This is a genomic window from Bacillus clarus (assembly GCF_000746925.1).
Lineage (GTDB): Bacteria > Bacillota > Bacilli > Bacillales > Bacillaceae_G > Bacillus_A > Bacillus_A clarus.
This window is the reverse complement of sequence record NZ_JMQC01000008.1, coordinates 881,086-898,802: the sequence shown is the minus strand read 5'-3', so window position 1 is coordinate 898,802 and position 17,717 is coordinate 881,086. Positions and strand designations below refer to the sequence as shown.

23 protein-coding genes are annotated in these 17,717 nt (G+C 36.1%); 18 read left to right on the top strand and 5 right to left on the bottom strand.

Annotation, left to right across the window (positions count from 1 at the left end):
• The first annotated feature begins 50 nt into the window (after positions 1-50).
• From coxB to ctaG, 5 genes are all read left to right on the top strand, one after another.
• Positions 51-1,100, top strand: coding sequence for a cytochrome c oxidase subunit II (gene coxB, locus DJ93_RS05250; protein WP_042979513.1), 1,050 nt, complete (start codon positions 51-53; stop codon positions 1,098-1,100).
• Positions 1,101-1,160: 60 nt separating this feature from the next.
• On the top strand, positions 1,161-2,996 hold the full coding sequence (ctaD, locus tag DJ93_RS05245; RefSeq protein ID WP_181969192.1) for a cytochrome c oxidase subunit I: 1,836 nt from the start codon (positions 1,161-1,163) through the stop codon (positions 2,994-2,996).
• Positions 2,996-3,619 carry a cytochrome c oxidase subunit III gene (gene ctaE / locus DJ93_RS05240; protein WP_042979511.1) on the top strand — a complete coding sequence of 208 codons (624 nt, stop codon included), beginning with the start codon at positions 2,996-2,998 and terminating at the stop codon, positions 3,617-3,619. Before ctaD ends, ctaE begins: the two co-directional genes overlap by 1 nt.
• A 3-nt stretch (positions 3,620-3,622) precedes the next feature.
• Positions 3,623-3,961 (top strand): cytochrome c oxidase subunit IVB, encoded by a 339-nt coding sequence (gene ctaF / locus DJ93_RS05235; protein WP_042979510.1) that lies wholly within the window; start codon positions 3,623-3,625, stop codon positions 3,959-3,961.
• 86 nt (positions 3,962-4,047) lie between these two features.
• Positions 4,048-4,953, top strand: a complete 906-nt coding sequence (gene ctaG / locus DJ93_RS05230) for a cytochrome c oxidase assembly factor CtaG (RefSeq protein ID WP_042984150.1) — start codon at positions 4,048-4,050, stop codon at positions 4,951-4,953.
• A gap of 37 nt (positions 4,954-4,990) precedes the next feature.
• On the opposite strand, the gene DJ93_RS05225 is transcribed toward ctaG, so the two are convergent.
• A complete protein-coding gene (locus DJ93_RS05225; RefSeq protein ID WP_042979509.1) occupies positions 4,991-5,356 on the bottom strand; it encodes a YugN family protein in 366 nt (121 codons plus the stop codon).
• Positions 5,357-5,562: 206 nt separating this feature from the next.
• Between DJ93_RS05225 and DJ93_RS05220 the strand changes: the two genes are divergently transcribed.
• The 6 genes from DJ93_RS05220 (at position 5,563) to DJ93_RS05195 (ending at position 9,004) form a co-directional block, all read left to right on the top strand.
• Positions 5,563-6,597, top strand: a complete 1,035-nt coding sequence (locus DJ93_RS05220) for a CAP domain-containing protein (RefSeq protein ID WP_042979508.1) — start codon at positions 5,563-5,565, stop codon at positions 6,595-6,597.
• 87 nt (positions 6,598-6,684) lie between these two features.
• Positions 6,685-7,122, top strand: a complete 438-nt coding sequence (gene ylbD, locus DJ93_RS05215) for a YlbD family protein (RefSeq protein ID WP_042979507.1) — start codon at positions 6,685-6,687, stop codon at positions 7,120-7,122.
• 12 nt (positions 7,123-7,134) lie between these two features.
• Positions 7,135-7,380, top strand: coding sequence for a YlbE-like family protein (locus DJ93_RS05210; RefSeq protein WP_042979506.1), 246 nt, complete (start codon positions 7,135-7,137; stop codon positions 7,378-7,380).
• Between the two features lie 77 nt (positions 7,381-7,457).
• Positions 7,458-8,030, top strand: a complete 573-nt coding sequence (locus DJ93_RS05205) for a histidine phosphatase family protein (protein ID WP_042979505.1) — start codon at positions 7,458-7,460, stop codon at positions 8,028-8,030.
• A 117-nt stretch (positions 8,031-8,147) separates the two neighbouring features.
• Positions 8,148-8,600, top strand: coding sequence for a YlbF/YmcA family competence regulator (locus DJ93_RS05200; protein WP_042979504.1), 453 nt, complete (start codon positions 8,148-8,150; stop codon positions 8,598-8,600).
• A 137-nt stretch (positions 8,601-8,737) separates the two neighbouring features.
• The gene (locus DJ93_RS05195) at positions 8,738-9,004 is read left to right on the top strand and encodes a YlbG family protein (protein ID WP_042984149.1); all 267 of its coding nucleotides are present in this window, start codon (positions 8,738-8,740) and stop codon (positions 9,002-9,004) included.
• Positions 9,005-9,075: 71 nt separating this feature from the next.
• Here the strand turns inward: DJ93_RS05195 and DJ93_RS05190 are convergent, their stop codons facing one another.
• Positions 9,076-9,465, bottom strand: a complete 390-nt coding sequence (locus DJ93_RS05190) for a DUF7147 family protein (RefSeq protein ID WP_042979503.1) — start codon at positions 9,463-9,465, stop codon at positions 9,076-9,078.
• Positions 9,466-9,997: 532 nt separating this feature from the next.
• Between DJ93_RS05190 and rsmD the strand changes: the two genes are divergently transcribed.
• Positions 9,998-10,564, top strand: a complete 567-nt coding sequence (gene rsmD, locus DJ93_RS05185; protein ID WP_042979502.1) for a 16S rRNA (guanine(966)-N(2))-methyltransferase RsmD — start codon at positions 9,998-10,000, stop codon at positions 10,562-10,564.
• Complete coding sequence (gene coaD / locus DJ93_RS05180) at positions 10,561-11,052, top strand: pantetheine-phosphate adenylyltransferase (RefSeq protein WP_042979501.1); 492 nt, start codon at positions 10,561-10,563, stop codon at positions 11,050-11,052. Before rsmD ends, coaD begins: the two co-directional genes overlap by 4 nt.
• On the opposite strand, the gene ylbJ is transcribed toward coaD, so the two are convergent.
• Entirely contained in the window at positions 11,044-12,276 is a 1,233-nt protein-coding gene (gene ylbJ, locus DJ93_RS05175; protein ID WP_042979500.1) for a sporulation integral membrane protein YlbJ, read from the bottom strand. The two genes, coaD and ylbJ, sit on opposite strands and share 9 nt — an antisense overlap.
• 114 nt (positions 12,277-12,390) lie before the next feature.
• Between ylbJ and DJ93_RS05170 the strand changes: the two genes are divergently transcribed.
• Both DJ93_RS05170 and DJ93_RS05165 read left to right on the top strand, forming a co-directional pair.
• Positions 12,391-13,182, top strand: coding sequence for a patatin-like phospholipase family protein (locus DJ93_RS05170; RefSeq protein ID WP_042979499.1), 792 nt, complete (start codon positions 12,391-12,393; stop codon positions 13,180-13,182).
• A complete protein-coding gene (locus DJ93_RS05165) occupies positions 13,175-14,200 on the top strand; it encodes a SepM family pheromone-processing serine protease (RefSeq protein WP_042979498.1) in 1,026 nt (341 codons plus the stop codon). The genes DJ93_RS05170 and DJ93_RS05165 overlap by 8 nt, the downstream gene beginning before the upstream one ends.
• A gap of 27 nt (positions 14,201-14,227) precedes the next feature.
• Here the strand turns inward: DJ93_RS05165 and DJ93_RS05160 are convergent, their stop codons facing one another.
• A complete protein-coding gene (locus tag DJ93_RS05160) occupies positions 14,228-15,469 on the bottom strand; it encodes a nucleotidyltransferase (protein WP_117287819.1) in 1,242 nt (413 codons plus the stop codon).
• Between the two features lie 153 nt (positions 15,470-15,622).
• On the opposite strand from DJ93_RS05160, the gene DJ93_RS05155 reads away from it, so the two are divergent.
• From DJ93_RS05155 to DJ93_RS05145, 3 genes are all read left to right on the top strand, one after another.
• The gene (locus tag DJ93_RS05155; RefSeq protein ID WP_042979496.1) at positions 15,623-16,123 is read left to right on the top strand and encodes a YceD family protein; all 501 of its coding nucleotides are present in this window, start codon (positions 15,623-15,625) and stop codon (positions 16,121-16,123) included.
• Between the two features lie 61 nt (positions 16,124-16,184).
• Complete coding sequence (rpmF, locus tag DJ93_RS05150; RefSeq protein ID WP_001984764.1) at positions 16,185-16,358, top strand: 50S ribosomal protein L32; 174 nt, start codon at positions 16,185-16,187, stop codon at positions 16,356-16,358.
• Positions 16,359-16,487: 129 nt separating this feature from the next.
• Complete coding sequence (locus tag DJ93_RS05145) at positions 16,488-17,009, top strand: RsfA family transcriptional regulator (protein ID WP_042979495.1); 522 nt, start codon at positions 16,488-16,490, stop codon at positions 17,007-17,009.
• Positions 17,010-17,043: 34 nt separating this feature from the next.
• Here the strand turns inward: DJ93_RS05145 and DJ93_RS05140 are convergent, their stop codons facing one another.
• Positions 17,044-17,517: an N-acetyltransferase gene (locus tag DJ93_RS05140; protein WP_042979494.1), complete on the bottom strand. Its 474-nt coding sequence runs from the start codon at positions 17,515-17,517 to the stop codon at positions 17,044-17,046.
• Between the last annotated feature and the right edge of the window lie 200 nt (positions 17,518-17,717).

Sequence of the window (17,717 nt, the reverse complement as noted above, 5' to 3'; positions counted from 1 at the left end):
CTTAACTATAAAGTACAATCTAATTCACAAAGAAAGTGGGGGTTGTTTGTATGAAGAAACAGTGGCGACTGCTTTCATTCGTTTCACTGCTGGCTTTACTGTTAGGGGGATGCGGTAAAGCCTTTCAATCTACTTTAATACCGCAAGGTGAAGTAGCAAAAATGCAATATGATTTACTCTTGTTAGCAAGTGCAATTATGGTAGGTGTAGTACTGGTAGTTACTATTATTTTCTTGTATGTAATTGTGCGTTTCCGACAAAAGAAAGGCCAGGAAGATTATATTCCGGAGCAAGTTGAAGGGAATCACAAGCTAGAAATTATATGGACAGTCATTCCAATTATTCTTTTACTTATATTGGCTGTCCCAACTGTTACATATACATTCAAACTTGCTGATGTAAGTGCGATGGAGAAAAAGAATATTGATAAAGATACGATCGTTGTTGATGTAACAGCGAATCTTTATTGGTGGGAATTTTCTTATAAATCAGAAAAGATAGTGACTTCTCAAGATTTAGTTATCCCCACAGGCAAGAAAGTGTACTTGAATTTGAAAGGTGCCGATATTAAGCATTCGTTTTGGGTCCCATCTTTAGCAGGTAAGATGGATACAAATACAGATAATGTGAACAAAATGTGGTTAAAAGCAGATAAATCGGGCACTTATAATGGTTTTTGTACAGAATTTTGTGGTCCATCGCATTCTTTAATGCAGTTTAAAGTGAAAGCGGTTGATGAAAGCGAGTACAAAACTTGGATTGCTAGTATGAAGAAACTTGATGGCAAAAAAGAAGTAGCTTCAGCAAAAGAACAAGAAGGTAAGGAAATCTTCAACAAAAGCTGTATTGGTTGTCATGCAGTTGGATCAAATGATAGTAGACCACCTTCAGCACGAATCGCGCCAAACTTAGCAAACTTTGCTGATCGCGATATGGTTGCCGGCATTGCCGAGAACAATGAAGAGAACTTAAAAAAATGGCTAAAGGATCCTGAAAATATGAAGCCAGGAAATAAAATGACTGGTAAATATGGCAACTTAACGGATGACCAAGTAGATGCATTAAATGCATATTTGAAAACGTTAAAAGTTGAAAAGTAAAGAGGGATCATTTGCGAAGGGGAGGTTGAAAACGTGAGTTCTGTAGCAAAAAAACAGGGGATGGGTGCTGTCATATGGGATTATTTAACGACAGTAGACCATAAAAAAATTGCCATTCTCTATTTAATTGCAGGTGGATTGTTTTTTATCATCGGAGGAATAGAAGCTTTATTTATCCGCCTTCAGTTAGCAATTCCAAACAACGCTTTTCTTGTTGGAGATGCCTATAACCAAGTGTTGACGATGCACGGTACAACAATGATTTTCCTCGCAGCTATGCCGCTCGTGTTTGCGTTTATGAACGCTGCTGTACCACTTCAAATTGGAGCACGTGATGTGGCGTTCCCGTTTTTAAATTCACTTGGATTTTGGCTATTCTTCTTTGGTGGAGTATTTTTAAATTTAAGTTGGTTTTTAGGAGGAGCACCTGATGCAGGATGGACATCCTATGCATCATTAGCACTTGCTTCTAAAGGCCATGGTGTAGATTTTTATGTATTAGGTTTGCAAATATCAGGTATTGGGACATTGATTGGGGGTATTAACTTCCTTGTTACAATAATCAATATGCGCGCGCCAGGAATGACGTATATGCGTATGCCGATGTTTACATGGACAACTTTTGTAACGTCTTCACTTATTTTATTTGCATTCCCTCCACTAACAGTAGGGTTAGGACTTTTAATGCTAGATCGCTTATTTGGCACAAGTTTCTTTAATCCGGCATTAGGTGGAAACACAATTATATGGGAGCATTTATTCTGGATTTTCGGTCATCCGGAAGTGTACATTCTTATACTCCCAGCTTTCGGAATATTCTCGGAAATCTTCGCTACATTCTCGAAAAAACGATTATTTGGTTACTCATCTATGGTATTTGCAACAGTATTAATTGGATTTTTAGGATTTATGGTATGGGCGCATCATATGTTCACCGTTGGTCTTGGTCCTGTTGCGAATGCTATTTTTTCGGTTGCAACAATGGCAATTGCAGTTCCAACAGGTATTAAAATATTTAACTGGCTCTTTACAATGTGGGGGGGAAGTATCAGGTTTACAACACCAATGATGTGGGCTGTTGCCTTTATTCCATCATTCGTTATGGGTGGAGTTACAGGAGTTATGCTTGCTTCTGCACCAGCGGACTACCAATTTCATGATAATTATTTCGTAGTAGCACATTTTCACTATGTAATCGTTGGTGGGGTTGTATTTGGTCTACTTGCAGGTGCACATTATTATTGGCCGCTTATGTTTAATAAAGTATTAAATGAAACTTTGGGGAAAATAACATTCTGGTTATTCTTTATCGGTTTCCATTTAACATTCTTTATTCAGCATTTCCTTGGTTTAATTGGTATGCCACGTCGTTACTACACATATCTAGAGGGGCAAGGATTAGAGACGGGGAATATGATCAGTTCTATTGGTGCAGTTTTCATGGCCCTTGGAACGATTGTTCTTTTGTTCAATGTTATAAAAACGACAGTTTCGAAAGAGCAAGCTGGTCGTGACCCATGGGATGCGCGTACGTTAGAATGGACAATGCCAGCACCTACGCCAGAATACAATTTTAAACAGTTACCATTCGTTCGCGGATTAGATCCGTTTTGGATTGAAAAACGTGAAGGTAATAAGGAAATGACAGCGGCAGAACCGGTTGGTGATATTCATATGCCAAATCCTTCATTTTCACCGTTTATCATTTCTCTTGGTTTATTTATAGCCGCATTTGGTGCTATGTATATGCAAGGTGGAAAGGATAAGCTTTGGTTAGTCGTAGCGATTCTTGGTTTAATCATTACATTTGGAACAATGTTCCTTCGCTCAGTAACCGATGATCACGGCTATCATATTCATAAGGAAGATTTAGAGGATAAGGGGGGCAAGGCATAATGCATGTAGATGAAAAGTTAACGAATGAAACATTTCCAGCAGAGCCTGAAAAAGCAACCCTTGAGGGGAAAAATAAATTTGTTGGTTTTTGGTTATTTCTTGGAGGCGAAACAGTATTGTTCGCTTCCTTATTTGGCACATATTTAGCATTAAAGAATTCTACAAACGGTGGTCCAACTTCTCAAGAAATGTTTCAAATGCCGCTCGTTTTCATTATGACGATGCTGCTATTAACAAGTAGTTTAACGAGTGTGTATGCAATGTATCATATGAAGAACTTTAATTTTAAGCAAATGCAAATTTGGTTACTAATCACAGTATTGCTTGGTTTAGGGTTTTTAGGATTTGAAATATATGAGTTTTATCATTATACACATGAATTTAAGCATACGATGAGAAGTAGTGCGTTCGGATCTGCGTTTTATGCTCTTGTTGGTACACATGGACTGCACGTATTGTTTGGATTGTTATGGATTTTAACATTGATTTTCCGTAATGCGAAGCGAGGATTGAATTTATACAATGCTCCAAAATTTTATGTTGCATCTATTTATTGGCATTTTATTGACGTAGTTTGGGTGTTTATTTTCACTGTAGTATATTTGATGGGAATGGTGGGATAAACAATGGCGATTAAGCAAACAAATACAAATAACCTAAAGGTGGATCTTGTTTATCGGAAAAGAAAAAGTGCAGAGGAAATGAGACATCAAGTTATTACATTTGCTTTAATGATTTTCTTAACATTAGTCGCTTTCGTAGCGGTTGCATATCCGAAAACGTTTAGTCCAGTTTTCTCTGTGCCATTTATTTTATTGTTAGCAGTCGTTCAAGTTATATTTCAACTCTATTATTTCATGCATATGAGTCATAAAGGACATGAAGCAGCAAGTTTCTTCTTGTATTCTGGCTTGTTAATAGGGTTGTTAACGATTTTAGCTTTTATGACAATTGTATGGATTTAAAGAATAGTAGATAGGGGGCCTTTGAGTTATCATGGCCCTCTTTTCATATGAGGGATAAGAAACTTTTTGAAAAGGTAGGTGTGAAAATGAGCAATTTATGGATATTTGGTTTTCAAGCGTTATGGAGCCCAGTTTTTTTATTGTTTATGATTTCGATTCTGGTCAGTTATTTTCTGATCATCGGACCGTATAGAACAAGATTTGAAGATGCGACGAAGGTAAGTAAAAAACAGAAGTTTTATTTTATAACAGGAATTGTCCTATTATATTTTGTAAAAGGAGGTCCTGTTGATTTAATTGGGCACATTATATTTAGTGCACACATGTTTGAGATGGCCGTGATGTATATTGCAGTCCCTCCGTTATTACTACTAGGTATACCAGTTTGGTTGTATCGTTATGTTACTTCTTTTAAGTTTGTTCAAATAATGTTAAAGGTGTTTGCTAAACCACTTATCGCCCTATTTGTATTTAATGGTCTATTTTCTTTTTATCATTTGCCAGTTGTTTTTGATGCAGTGAAACAAAGTCAGATAGCACATCCTATTTGTCTTGCTGTACTGTTCTTTGCAGCTATGATGATGTGGTGGCCAATGTTAAATCCGTTACCAGAATATCAAACATTAAGTGATATAAAGAAACTTGGTTATATGTTTGCTAACGGTATTTTATTAACGCCAGCTTGTGCATTAATAATTTTTGCGACTGAACCATTATTTGCAACGTATACGGATCCGAATGCGTGGATGAAAGCGATGGAACTTTGTGTACCAGCCGGGACATTATCAGATTTAAATATCACTGGTCCGGAATTCTTACATTGGATGCCAATTGTACAAGATCAACAAACAGGGGGCATCATTATGAAAATTGTCCAGGAAATAGTGTACGGTACAATTATCGGTTATGTATTTTTTAGATGGGCACGTAGAGAGCGAGAAAAAGATAAGGAGCAATTACAAGAGTTGCCACCGTATTTACAAACGAAATAAAACAAGCGCATCATACGGATGCGCTTGTTTTATTTCCTTACTCGATAATTTGAAATTCTTTCAGTTCTTTTTCGATATTTTGTAGGAGTTGTTCGCTTTTTTGAAGTACATTTGTAGGGAAATTTTCATTTTCACCGTATTCAACGCCATGCGGATAATAATGTTTTCCTAATAAAGGTGGAAGTAGTTTCACTTGCGCGTGTTTCCCACCAATTTCACCTTCGATAGCAAATCCTTGTACACGTAAATAATAGACATCTTTCAATATTTCAAATTTATAATCGTATGTAACTCGCTCGTAATCCCACTGTCCAGCAAGTACAAAATGATGATTTTGCATAATTTCAGTTAAAAGAGTAAAGTCAACTACTGTGCCGCTAAGTTTTGTGTTTGTAAATTGCATGAAATCCCTCCGTATTCAAATTTAAGACCTTTAATTTTATAATAGTATGAATAATGAGAAATCGCAATTCATATTGAGAGAAAAGGGAGAATCACGGCTTTTTTCATAAAAATATGATATAGTGAAATGAGTACGGTACACACAAAAAGGAAAGAAAATGATTTGTGTATATCTCAACTTTATGTTTTGTTCAGGAGGTATATCGTTTGAAGAAATTATTGCGTATCGTAATGATTACGGTTGTTATTTTAGGTATTGATTTATACGGGAAATTGCTCGTTTCAAAATATATATTAGCCCCATCTCATTCTAAGCAAGAAAGTAAAATTGTAAAGAAGAAAAAACAAGTACAAGAAGGAACTCCGGAGACTGTTTCAAGTATTATCGGTGGGGATTCTGAAAACTTGTTAGCGAAATGGGGGGAGCCATCTCGAATTGAACCGTCTGCCTACGGTTATGAGTGGTGGGTATATAATCAAGATTTATCTCAATATGTTCAATTTGGAGTTGATGAACGTAAGGTTGTAACGGCGTATGTTGCAGGGAAACAGGTTCCTGTAGCACCTTATCATATAAATGAAAAATATGAAGAAGTCTATAAAAAAAATCCATTCTCACATGAAATTTCTTTAAAGAGGGGAAAAAATAACTATCAATTTGAGTTGTCCGATACAGAAATGATGGAACAGCCATTAATTTCGACAGAAGATGGATGGGCACAATTATACTTTGATCATTTTACACATGAGCTTGTTGGGATTCGCTATATGGATGATGATACATTACTTCGACAAAGACCATATCAGCTTGTATATTCGGGTGAATTAATGGCAGAGCAACCGATGGCTCCAGAAAAGACGAAACAAGTAGAGGACGGGAATAGGAAGCAGATTTTAGACTTAACAAATATTATTAGAAGTCGTCATGAATTATCATTATTAACATGGGATCAACCAACTGCCGATGTTGCATTTGGACATAGCAAAGATATGAAAGATAATAATTATTTTTCGCATGATTCTCCTACTTTTGGGACATTAGGTGATCGCTTACAGCGTGGGCAAGTTGCTTTTCAACTTGCTGGTGAGAATATAGCGGCGCAACATAATGATGGAATTGCAGCGGTACAAGGTTGGTTAAATAGTGAAGGACATCGGAAAAATTTATTAAACGAGCAATTTACTGGGTTAGGTGTTGGCGTATATGGTAAATTTTATACGCAAAACTTCATTCGTAAATAAAAAGGTGCATGAATCGTCTAAAAATAGGCGAACCATGCGCCTTTTTTTTCTTACAATATAGTAGATATATATGAAGAGGTGAGGATTATGCCAACAACAAAAGGACCGTTACACCCTTCGGTTCAACAGTTTAAAGAGTTTGTAAACCATCACCCTAAAATGGTTCATGAAGTTAGAAGTGGTCAAAAAACTTGGCAACAATTTTATGAAGAATGGTACTTACTTGGTGAAGAAGATCCAATATGGGCAACTTATAGACCTGATGGAGCGTCTGCTTTTTCTTCAGTAAAAGAAAATAAAAAAGAAAAAGATAATCGAACTGAAGAGGAAAAAACTGCTGATGTGATGAGACAAATGCTTTCTTTCTTTAAAAAGCTAGATGTGGAACAAATGCAGCATCATTTAGCTAATGTGACGAGTGCTATTGGTAGCGTGCAACAAGTGATTCAACAATTTCAGGGGAATCGTACGCAACAAGAGCAAACAACTTCTGAAAATAATCCGTTTTTCTTTCAAAAAGATTAGGAGGAAAAGAGGATGAGGGCAGAGCTTATGGAATTTATAAAAGCTGATGAAGATTTAACACGTTATATTCGGGAACAGCCATACTGGTATCGGAAATTGTCACGTAATCCAGAAGAAAAAGAAGCGTTTGAGTTAGCTGCTATGCAGCATTTTAAAAAGACAATTCCAGATAAGGTAGAAAAGTTTCAAAATCAATTGGCTGTTGCTTCTATAATGATAGATATGTTTCAATATATGAAGCAGCAAAATGCAACGTAATTGGAAGGGAAAATTATGTCCGTCATGCGAAACTTTTGTTACAATAGAAGCGGATTATGGAAAGGAGGAGTTGCAGCATGACGGAAATTTGTTTAGTACGACATGGACAAACTGATTGGAATTTTCAGGAGATTATTCAAGGGCGTGAAGATATTCCGCTTAATGAAGTTGGGAAGAAGCAAGCAAGTCAAAGTGCAGCTGCCTTGCAACTAGAGTCATGGGATATTATTATAAGTAGTCCTTTAATTAGAGCGCAGGAAACGGCTAGGGCAATTGCCGAAGCTATTGGGATACAGTCTATTTTGCTTGATGAGCGATTTGTGGAACGGAATTTTGGCGAGGCTTCTGGAAAACCAGTTTCTACAGTTAGAGAGTTAATTGCAGAAGGTAACGTAGAAGGTATGGAGAAAGATGAGGAAATTGTAGAACGCTGTTTTGTTGCCTTACAAGATATTGCTCAAATCCATGAGGGGAAGCGTATTATAATTGTTGCACACTCACATGCGATAAAAGCGATTTTACACGCGATTTCGCCAGATGAAATCACATTTAAAACCCCATTAAAGAATGCATGTATTAGTTATGTGAAAGAAGAGCAAGGAAGATGGGGTGTACTCAAATATAATATCGCGGAGCATATTTGTGTATAAGAGTTTAAAAAAATTGTATGACAAGTAGTAGGACTCATCTCTTTCCATTTAGTTGAGACACTTCCATTAGTAGTTCTGTTCTAAATGTGTTATGATGAAGACTCGGAGGTGTCTCTCATGATTGTAGCGACGCTTGAAAGCGTATTGGTTTTAGATAAGGCAGAGGAGCTTGCGAAAGCGATTATCTGTTCAGATATAGCAGAGGATTATCGTAAATGTTATCGGGCTTTACAAGAAGATTTGGAAGCTCAAACGTTAATTCGTCAATTTACAGCAATGAAAGAACGATATGAAGAAGTACAACGTTTTGGTAAATATCATCCAGATTATACTTTTGTTTCAACAAATATGAGGGAATTGAAGCGGTCTGTAGATCTGCATGAAAAAATTGCTGCTTTTAAAAAAGTAGAAAATGCTTTGCAGAAGTTATTAGATGAAGTTAGTGCAGCGATTGGTTCTGAAGTTTCATCTTCCATTAAAGTTCCGACCGGAAATCCATTTTTTGATGCTGGTGGTTGCGGTGGTGGCTGTGGCACAGGCGGTGGTTGCGGTTGTAAAAAGACGGGGTGATGTGCCCCGTTTTTTAGAATATGGAGGAAAACGTATACAGAGTTTGATCTATAACGTGCTATAATGTCACAAATTTCTGATTGGTTTTTATAAAATACAAGAATATAAGTATGTAAAAGGAGAAGATGGAGAAGATTATGTTCGGGCAACGACAAAGTATGATTGTTTATTTACACTCATTGAAACATGCCAAAATTTTAAGGAAATATGGTAATATTCATTACATATCGAAGCGATTAAAATATGCAGTTGTATATTGTGATATGGAACAAATAGAGCATATGATGCAAAGGTTGAATAAACTTCCTTTTGTAAAAAAAATAGAACAGTCGTATCGCCCGTTCTTAAAAACGGAATTTGAGAATTCACGTCCAGATCGAGCGAAAGAATACGATTATAGTTGATCCTAAAATACCCCCTACCAATTTTGGTAGGGGGTATTTTAGTAAATAAAATTTCTAATTTGAAAATGATGTTACTGCATCGGAGGAATGAAATGGTTCATTCTTAGAATACCGATAAGGTGATTAAAGTATAATTCCTTTTCAGGGAAAGTAGTTGATGGTTTTACCGTAAATGAAGTAACTTTTTTTTCGATTTCTTCTGCTGTTTCTTCAAATAAAATGATGCGTTTACTTTTTTTATTTTCAAGTACAGGAATTCCTTCACGGCATATGTAAAGTGGTTGGAAATCACCAGTAGTTGTTGGTTTCAATACTACAACGAGTGAACACATCTTTTTTTCGTTCTTTAAAGTTTCGAATTGTAACATATGTGTTACACGTTCTTTATTCGCTTTGGCAATTTCAAGTAATTCATATAAATCAGAGTAGCCTTCTCCGAGTTCAATAAAACGTTGAATCATATTTTTTCCTCCTCTTTCTTTTACTGTATCATTTCATTTTTTAAATGAAAAGCGGGCAAAGAAAAAAAACCCTGCAAAGCAGGGCCCTTCTTATACTAGTATGTACTAGTAAGAAGGCAAAGGGAGAGGAGAAACCGGAGGAAGAACTTATGGGGAAACGTAAGTCTTCTCCGCGGTTGGCAACAACATCGAAGGTGATGTTGTTATACTTATTTATGTCCAATCTAAATGAAGATATACATAATGAAATTAAAATTTCTCTTAGGCTTTTTATTTTTCTTTTTTTTATTTTATGATAGGATAAAAAAGGTAAAGTGAAACTTGCATAAATATAGGCTTCACGCTCACAAATAATGAGATAAATATACATATGGGATGGCGGAAAGTTATCCTAATCATGATTGGTTTTCTTTTCGCTAAGTGGTGAATTGATGGAAACCTTCAGAAAACAATAGAATTTGATAGCGGTTACTGAGGTAGAAGTTTACCTGTAATAATCGCCGATAGATTGAAATAAAGGTAGTGACTGCAAATGAGAGTAGTTTCAGGAAAATGTAAAGGGCATCCGCTTAAAGCTGTGCCAGGTAATACAACGCGTCCAACGACAGATAAAGTAAAAGAATCTATTTTTAATATGATAGGTCCTTATTTTGACGGGGGAATTGCCCTTGATTTATTTGGTGGAAGTGGAGGGCTTGGGATTGAGGCGCTTAGCAGAGGGATTGACAAAGCTATTTTTGTTGATCGAGATAGTAAAGCTGTAAAGGTGATTCATCAAAATTTAGAAAGTTGCAGAGTGCATGATCAAGCTGAAGTGTATCGAAATGATGCAGAACGTGCTGTAAAGGCACTTATAAAACGTGAAATGTCATTTGACCTTATACTGATAGATCCCCCATATAAAGATCAAAAAATTGTATCTTTAATTAGTGTGATGGATCAACATGGATTATTGAACAAAGATGGGCTAATCATGGCAGAACATGGTGATGATGTAGTCTTGCCTGATACAATAGGGGAGCTTGTAAAGGTAAGAGCTGAAAACTATGGAATTACAGCAATTTCGATTTATAAGTATGAAGGTGAGGGGACCGAATGACAAGCATAGCAATTTCTTCAGGAAGCTTTGATCCAATAACTCTTGGGCATTTGGATATTATTAAAAGGGGAGCAAAAGTATTTGATGAGGTATATGTTGTTGTCTTAAACAATTCATCTAAGAAACCACTTTTTTCAGTAGAAGAACGCTTAGAATTAATTCGAGAGGCAACAAAGGATATTCCGAATGTAAAGGTTGATTCACATAGTGGATTGCTGGTTGAATATGCGAAAATGCGTAATGCAAACGCGATTTTACGCGGTTTACGTGCGGTTTCCGATTTTGAATATGAGATGCAAATTACGTCGATGAACCGCAAGTTAGATGACAATATTGAAACCTTTTTTATTATGACAAATAATCAATACTCATTTTTAAGTTCAAGCATTGTGAAAGAAGTTGCTCGTTACGGAGGAAGTGTAGTAGATCTTGTTCCACCTGTTGTAGAGCGTGCATTAAAAGAAAAGTTCCAAACCCCGTTAAAATGAACGGGGTTTTTCTTTATTTATGATGCGTAAGAATAATAAAATAACATATAAATATAAACAAAATAAGGTGAAAATAGGACCGTAGTGAAGGAATAATCCATAGGCTTCATTAAGGGTGGAAGAATGGCCGAATAAGAAAACAGGGATATCTTCCTGAGTGGGAGAGAAAGAATGTACTTTTTCATAAAATGGTCCCCAAAATATAAAGGTGAAAATAGGAGCGAGAATACTTTGAATAATTCGTGCGAAAAAGTAAGGTTTAAAGCGGATATCTGTCTCAGCTAATATACTTGCTACTTGAGCTTGTATAGAAAGGCCACTAAATGCAAGAATGAAGCTTGTCACCATCGCTTGCTCAAGAAGTGTCGTTTTATTTGTTTGACTAATCATTTGACTTCCAAGTGTCATTTCGAAAATACCTGATAAAATAGGGATGCTAAACTGGATGGACAGTTGGAAGAATGATAAAATATGTTGCATAATAAAAGCAAGTGCTTCTGTAATTTGAAAGACGGTAATCATTTTGTTTAAAACAGAGAATAAAATAATAAATCCACCTATCATTAGTAAGGTTTGAATGGAAGAAACGATAGCATCTCCAAGGAGTTTTCCAATTGGTCTTTTTTCTTGTAGGCGTGTCTCGTGTAGGATAGAAAATGCGTTTTGAAAGGGGTGTTTTTGGATAGATTGTTTGTCTTTTATGTAAGTATTGTTATTACCGTAAAAACGCATAAGTAATCCAACAGTAAAATTGCTCATATAATGTGCAGCGGCCAATACGAAACCTAATTTTGGATTGTTAAAAAAACCAATAGAAACAGCGCCGAAAATAAATAGTGGATTAGAAGAGTTTGTAAAAGATACAAGTCGTTCAGCTTCAATTTGTGTTAGCTGGTTGCTTTTGCGCAGTCTAGCGCTTAATTTGGCACCAGCAGGGAATCCAGAAGCCATTCCCATTGCCCAAACAAATCCGCCTATACCAGGGACGCGAAAGAGCGGGCGCATAAACGGTTCTAAAATGACACCAATAAATTTTACAACACCTATACTAATTAAAAGTTCTGCAACGATGAAAAAAGGTAATAGTGAAGGAAAGACAACTTCCCACCATATATTTAATCCGCGAATGGAAGCTTGCAAAGCGGCTTGGGGGTGAAGTACGAGAGAGAATGTTAGAAATAGCATTGTTATGGTGAAAAAAGCTGTTTTCCATTTTTCATACATGTTACAAAATCCCCCCTTTGTCCCAAAAATGTTCATTTCAGTATACGTGGATACATGGCCAGTTTAGACCATAAGTATGAAAAAGGGAGTGAAAAAAATTTAAGGGTGAGAAGAATGAAGGAACCGAAAATAGGTTTAGCTCTTGGGTCTGGAGGCGCGAAAGGTTTTGCTCACGTCGGAGTAATAAAAGTGCTACGAGACTCGGGTATTCCTATTCATATGATTGCAGGGAGCAGCATGGGGGCTTTAATTGGTACGTTTTATGCAGCAAGTTGTAATGTGGATAGGCTTTACCGACTGGCAACTGTATTTAAAAGAAAGTATTATTTAGATTTTACTGTGCCGAAAATGGGATTTATTTCTGGAAAACGTGTCAAAGATATGATTAGAATGTTTACATATAATAAAAAATTAGAAGAGTTAGATATCCCAACTGCTGTTGTGGCTACTGACATTTTAAAGGGGGAAAAAGTTGTATTTACAAGCGGTCCTATTGCAGATGCAGTAAGAGCTAGCATCTCTGTGCCAGGAGTGTTCGTTCCGGAGAAGATAGATGGCCGTTTATTAGTAGATGGTGGAGTAATTGATCGTATTCCGGTATCCGTTGTCAAAGAATTAGGTGCAGACATTGTTATTGCTGTTGATGTGTCCCCTATTAAGGTGAATGGGGAGGTTACGTCTATTTATGATGTGATTATGCAGAGTATTGAAATTATGCAACATGAACTTGTAGTAAATAGGCAAATAGCCTCAGATTTAATGATGCGCCCGGCAGTAGAACAGTTTAGTTCTCGTGCTTTTACGCATATTGAAGACATTATTCAAGTTGGAGAAGATGAAGCGAAAAAACATATTCAAAACATTTACTTACTAATCGAGCAGTGGAAGGAGAAAAATAATGTTTAAGCGTTTTCGGTTTGTATATGCAATTTTAATAGGGATGATATTGGCGATGCTGCTTGTATACGTTCGTCTCCCATACTATGTAACAAAGCCAGGTATGGCAGCGAAATTAGCACCGTATGTCCAAGTGGATGGCGGGACGAAAGAGTCTGGGGATTTTATGCTTGTAACCGTTTCAATGGGACCTGCAAATGTTGTGGATTTAATAACCGCGCAGTTTAATAAATATAATCATATTTCAAAAGCTGAAGAGATATTGCAAAGAGGAGAGAGTGATGAAGAATATCAGTTTCGCCAAGAATATGCAATGAAAGATTCTCAAAATGCGGCAATTTATAACGCATATAAACGTGCAAATCGCTCAGTTTCATTTCAAAATAAAGGTGTACTAGTTGCTGGAATAGCGAAAAATATGCCGTCAGAAGGTAAGTTAAAGCTTGGAGATGTAATTGTAGCTGTTGACGGACATACTTTTGAAAAAGCGGATCAATTTGTAGAATATATGAAAGGGAAAAAAGAAGGCGATGCAGTAAGTATTGAATATATGCGAGGCGGTAAACACCTTAAAGAAACGTTAAATGTAAAGCAAATTCCTGATGGAAAAGGACGTGTTGGTATAGGAGTTTCTATCGTTACGGAAAGGGATTTAGTAGTGGATCCAAAAGTGAAAATAGACTCCCATGAAATTGGAGGTCCGTCAGCAGGGTTAATGTTTACACTGGAAATTTATAATCAGCTTGTGATGGATGATTTAACGAAAGGTCGTGAAATCGCTGGAACAGGAACAATTAACGAAAATGGAGAAGTTGGACCAATCGGTGGAATTCAACAAAAAGTTGTAGCTGCTAGTGACGCGGGAGCGGAAATATTCTTTGCGCCAAATGAAAAAGGAGCGAAGAAGTCGAATTATAAAGATGCACTTGAAGCTGTGAAAGATATAAAAACGAAGATGAAAATTGTACCAGTCGATACGCTAGACGATGCGTTAGCATATTTGGAAAAAATGGAAGAAAAAAAGTAAACCTCTCCTTCTCAGAGAGGTTTTTTCTTATAGAAATTTTTTAGTTGTTTCATCATATCGAATTGGATGTTGTGTAATGTCTTTTTGTATGCATTTCGTCCGAAGTGGTTCTTGTAACGCGGAGAAATATATGGTATTTGCTTTTTTTTCTATGTCTAAAATGGAATGCTTATACGTTTTTGTGTGAGTAAGGATTGGAAGTTCTATTTTCTTTTTGTTTTTAGAAAGATACGTTTGCCCTTTTTGTGACATGCCTAGTAATCGGATATACGGTGCATGTTGCTCTATGTTTGCCTTGTGCATCTCTTCTTTTGTTGTATTTGTTAAAATGTGTGTACATGCGCGTTGTAATCGAGTCCATGTATAACGTTTTGTTTTTAAATTTTCCATGAAAGACTGAAATGATGAAGTACTATGTATTTTTGATAAAATACGATGCTCTAAACCTTCCTCGATTTCATATATATGTTGTAGCTCTTGAGGAGACATTGTCATAAGTTTGTATTTAAAAAGGGGAAAATACATTTCCCAATTATGTAATGTGTTATAGGTTTGCTTATAGTCCTCTAAAAGTGAGGCAGTACTATTCGGAACAAATGGATGAATGGTTGTAAATGTATCATTTTTACTAAACAATTGTTTGCGAATACTAGTAGCGCTTGCGATATGCTGATCTTGAAAAGTTTCGTCGTGATAATGAGCTACGAACCTTTGTATCGTTTGTGCATGAATAGAACTTTTTTGTGAAAGGATTGCCTCGATGTAATGTAAACCTAGAATATTATTTGGTTGGGACATATCTACTGTATTTTCGCGCGACAAGATATGTGAAAAGGCTTCAGAAGTCGCCTTTGCATAACTATTACCAGCATTCATAAATTGTTGCACGAGACGATCAAAAGTATCTTTTTCTTTTTTTCTTAAAGAGATGGTGTTATAAAAATTTTGTACTTGTCCATCTTCACTACCGAAACAAATTTCAGAAACACCAAGAGCGTCTAAAATAGAAATAGCTCCGTTTGCGAAAGTTTCGGCTTTTTGTGTTGCAAACACGTAGGGAAGCTCTATAATGAGGTCGACGCCGCCTGCTAACGCCATTTTTGTACGATACCACTTTGAAACAAGAGCTGGTTCACCGCGTTGTAAAAAAGGGCCACTCATGACTGCAATTGTAATATCAGACTGTGTTAACTTTTTTGTTTGTTGCACATGATAAGCATGACCGTTATGAAAAGGGTTATATTCAACGATAATACCGCTTGCCTTTATGATAATCTCTCCTTTCGGTGTAGCATCTTTTTTGAAAACATGATAATCTATATATTATTTCCTATAATGACTTCATTATAGTGTAAAGAAAAAACATTGACAAATATAAAATGGCTAGCTATAATTTTGTTTGTTGCCTTGAGGTGATATGATATGAAATGGTCCATCCATCAATTGAATAAATTGAGAAATAAAGGATTGACATTGGATGAGATGGTAGATGTAAGTGAGCTAAAAGAAGTCGAGAAAGAAATTCGCGAAATTAATCCTGTTCATGTAACGGGAAGAGTTGATTTTGGCTCCAGTAAGTTTACGTTTCATCTACATATAACTGGAAGCATGGTTTTACCATGTTCTCGCTCTTTAGTAGATGTGACATTACCATTTGACATTAAAACAACTGAGGTGTTCCAAACTTCAGTAGAAGATTATGAAACAGAAGCTGAAATCCATTGTTTAGAAGGAGAAGTACTTGACTTACTTCCTATAATCAAGGAGAATATACTTTTGGAGATTCCAATGCAAATTTTCAGTGATGATGTTTCTGGTGGAGCACCGACGCAAGGTCAAGACTGGCAAGTGATTTCGGAAGAAAGCAAAGAAAAGCCTGTTGATCCAAGATTAGCAGGACTTGCAAAGTTTTTTGACAAATAATCGGAAGACTGGTTCAGGCCTTCATATGAAAATAACTATTTCTTTTAAGGAGGTGGGAAGAATGGCTGTACCTTTTAGAAGAACTTCTAAAACAGTAAAAAGAAAGCGTCGTACGCATTTCAAATTATCAGTACCTGGTATGGTAGAGTGCCCAAGCTGTGGTGAAGCGAAATTAGCTCACCGTGTATGTAAAGCATGCGGTACTTACAAAGGTAAAGAAGTAATCAGCAAGTAATTGCAAAAAATAAACGTAGAAGATATCTTCTACGTTTATTTTTTTTGTCTTATTCTTTATTTGTTTCTATTCTATCTTTTCTAGTAACTGCATATGTTTAATAAAAAATGCATAAGGAGGACTAGAGAGATGGCAACAACAAGACAAGATGCATGGACAGATGATGAAGATTTACTTCTGGCAGAAGTAGTACTCCGGCATATTCGTGAAGGTGGAACGCAACTCTCCGCCTTTAAAGAGGTAGGTAGAAACTTGTCTCGTACTCCCGCAGCTTGTGGATTTAGGTGGAATTCTTACGTGAGAAAGCAGTATAAAGAACGTATTGAAGAAGCCAAACAACTCCGTAAAGTAGAAAATTATGAAGTGAAAGATCGGGAAGTAGTGCAACATGTTCCCGTACAGATTACATTAAATGATGTTATTGATTTCTTACAAAATTATAAAGATGAAAAAGAATTAACAGTATTGCAAAAGCAAATTGATTCGTTACAAACGGAGAGGGAACGTCTCCTTCAGCGATTATCAGTATATGAGGAAGAGTATAGAACATTACTCGATTATATTGATCAAAAAAGAAGTGTAATGGTACTAGAAGCGAAGGAAAGAGATGCAGTTCTTACAAATGAAAAGTTAGAGAAAATGAAAAAGTAAAAAACAGCTGTTATGCAGCTGTTTTTTTTACTTTTTATGCTGATTCTTCGTTTGTAACCGCATTCAAATTAGTTTCTGGGTGCCAAATATAAAATTCACCATCAGTGACTGATACTTGTTGGAAATTTAGTTTATCCCAAAATCCTTCAGATTGAATGCGAGCTGTCGTTTTAATTGGGAACTGTAGTTGTTTCGCATAATTAACAAGCATTTGACCGAATCCTTGTTTTTGGAAGGTTGGTAATACTTCTAGTTTCGAGAGTTCTACATAAGGTCCTGTAATTTCTAAATTTGTTTCTCCATACCTTTTCATATACAGACTCATACGTGCGATAAGTGATCCACCATAATAAATGCCGTAAAATGGAGATTCGCTATCGTTTTCAATAATGTTTGCTTGTAATTCTTCGAACATGGACAGCTCTTGAGCCCCACAGCCCTTAAATTTTTTAAATTCGTCTAATGTTTTATAATTGATGAGCAATCGCTCAACTTTTGGGAATGTCATTTCACCACATCCTTTTCTTGTCTTAGAAAATAAAGAAAAGTATAAATATTTTCAATAATATTATAACTCATTTTTTCAGTTTATAAAATATTTCTTTCAGTATTTTTTTTGAGGATTTGCTAAACTAGAAGTACAAGCGTATGTGTAATTCGTATATACATAATAAAATAAGAGTGTGTATTTGTTTTATATTTAGTTTC

Coding starts and splice junctions, on each gene's coding strand:
- coxB (WP_042979513.1), top strand. CDS start 51: ATGAAGAAACAGTGGCGACTGCTTTCATTCGTTTCACTGCTGGCTTTA.
- ctaD (WP_181969192.1), top strand. CDS start 1,161: ATGGGTGCTGTCATATGGGATTATTTAACGACAGTAGACCATAAAAAA.
- ctaE (WP_042979511.1), top strand. CDS start 2,996: ATGCATGTAGATGAAAAGTTAACGAATGAAACATTTCCAGCAGAGCCT.
- ctaF (WP_042979510.1), top strand. CDS start 3,623: ATGGCGATTAAGCAAACAAATACAAATAACCTAAAGGTGGATCTTGTT.
- ctaG (WP_042984150.1), top strand. CDS start 4,048: ATGAGCAATTTATGGATATTTGGTTTTCAAGCGTTATGGAGCCCAGTT.
- DJ93_RS05225 (WP_042979509.1), bottom strand. CDS start 5,356: ATGCAATTTACAAACACAAAACTTAGCGGCACAGTAGTTGACTTTACT.
- ylbD (WP_042979507.1), top strand. CDS start 6,685: ATGCCAACAACAAAAGGACCGTTACACCCTTCGGTTCAACAGTTTAAA.
- DJ93_RS05210 (WP_042979506.1), top strand. CDS start 7,135: ATGAGGGCAGAGCTTATGGAATTTATAAAAGCTGATGAAGATTTAACA.
- DJ93_RS05205 (WP_042979505.1), top strand. CDS start 7,458: ATGACGGAAATTTGTTTAGTACGACATGGACAAACTGATTGGAATTTT.
- DJ93_RS05200 (WP_042979504.1), top strand. CDS start 8,148: ATGATTGTAGCGACGCTTGAAAGCGTATTGGTTTTAGATAAGGCAGAG.
- DJ93_RS05195 (WP_042984149.1), top strand. CDS start 8,738: ATGTTCGGGCAACGACAAAGTATGATTGTTTATTTACACTCATTGAAA.
- DJ93_RS05190 (WP_042979503.1), bottom strand. CDS start 9,465: ATGATTCAACGTTTTATTGAACTCGGAGAAGGCTACTCTGATTTATAT.
- rsmD (WP_042979502.1), top strand. CDS start 9,998: ATGAGAGTAGTTTCAGGAAAATGTAAAGGGCATCCGCTTAAAGCTGTG.
- coaD (WP_042979501.1), top strand. CDS start 10,561: ATGACAAGCATAGCAATTTCTTCAGGAAGCTTTGATCCAATAACTCTT.
- ylbJ (WP_042979500.1), bottom strand. CDS start 12,276: ATGTATGAAAAATGGAAAACAGCTTTTTTCACCATAACAATGCTATTT.
- DJ93_RS05170 (WP_042979499.1), top strand. CDS start 12,391: ATGAAGGAACCGAAAATAGGTTTAGCTCTTGGGTCTGGAGGCGCGAAA.
- DJ93_RS05165 (WP_042979498.1), top strand. CDS start 13,175: ATGTTTAAGCGTTTTCGGTTTGTATATGCAATTTTAATAGGGATGATA.
- DJ93_RS05155 (WP_042979496.1), top strand. CDS start 15,623: ATGAAATGGTCCATCCATCAATTGAATAAATTGAGAAATAAAGGATTG.
- rpmF (WP_001984764.1), top strand. CDS start 16,185: ATGGCTGTACCTTTTAGAAGAACTTCTAAAACAGTAAAAAGAAAGCGT.
- DJ93_RS05145 (WP_042979495.1), top strand. CDS start 16,488: ATGGCAACAACAAGACAAGATGCATGGACAGATGATGAAGATTTACTT.
- DJ93_RS05140 (WP_042979494.1), bottom strand. CDS start 17,517: ATGACATTCCCAAAAGTTGAGCGATTGCTCATCAATTATAAAACATTA.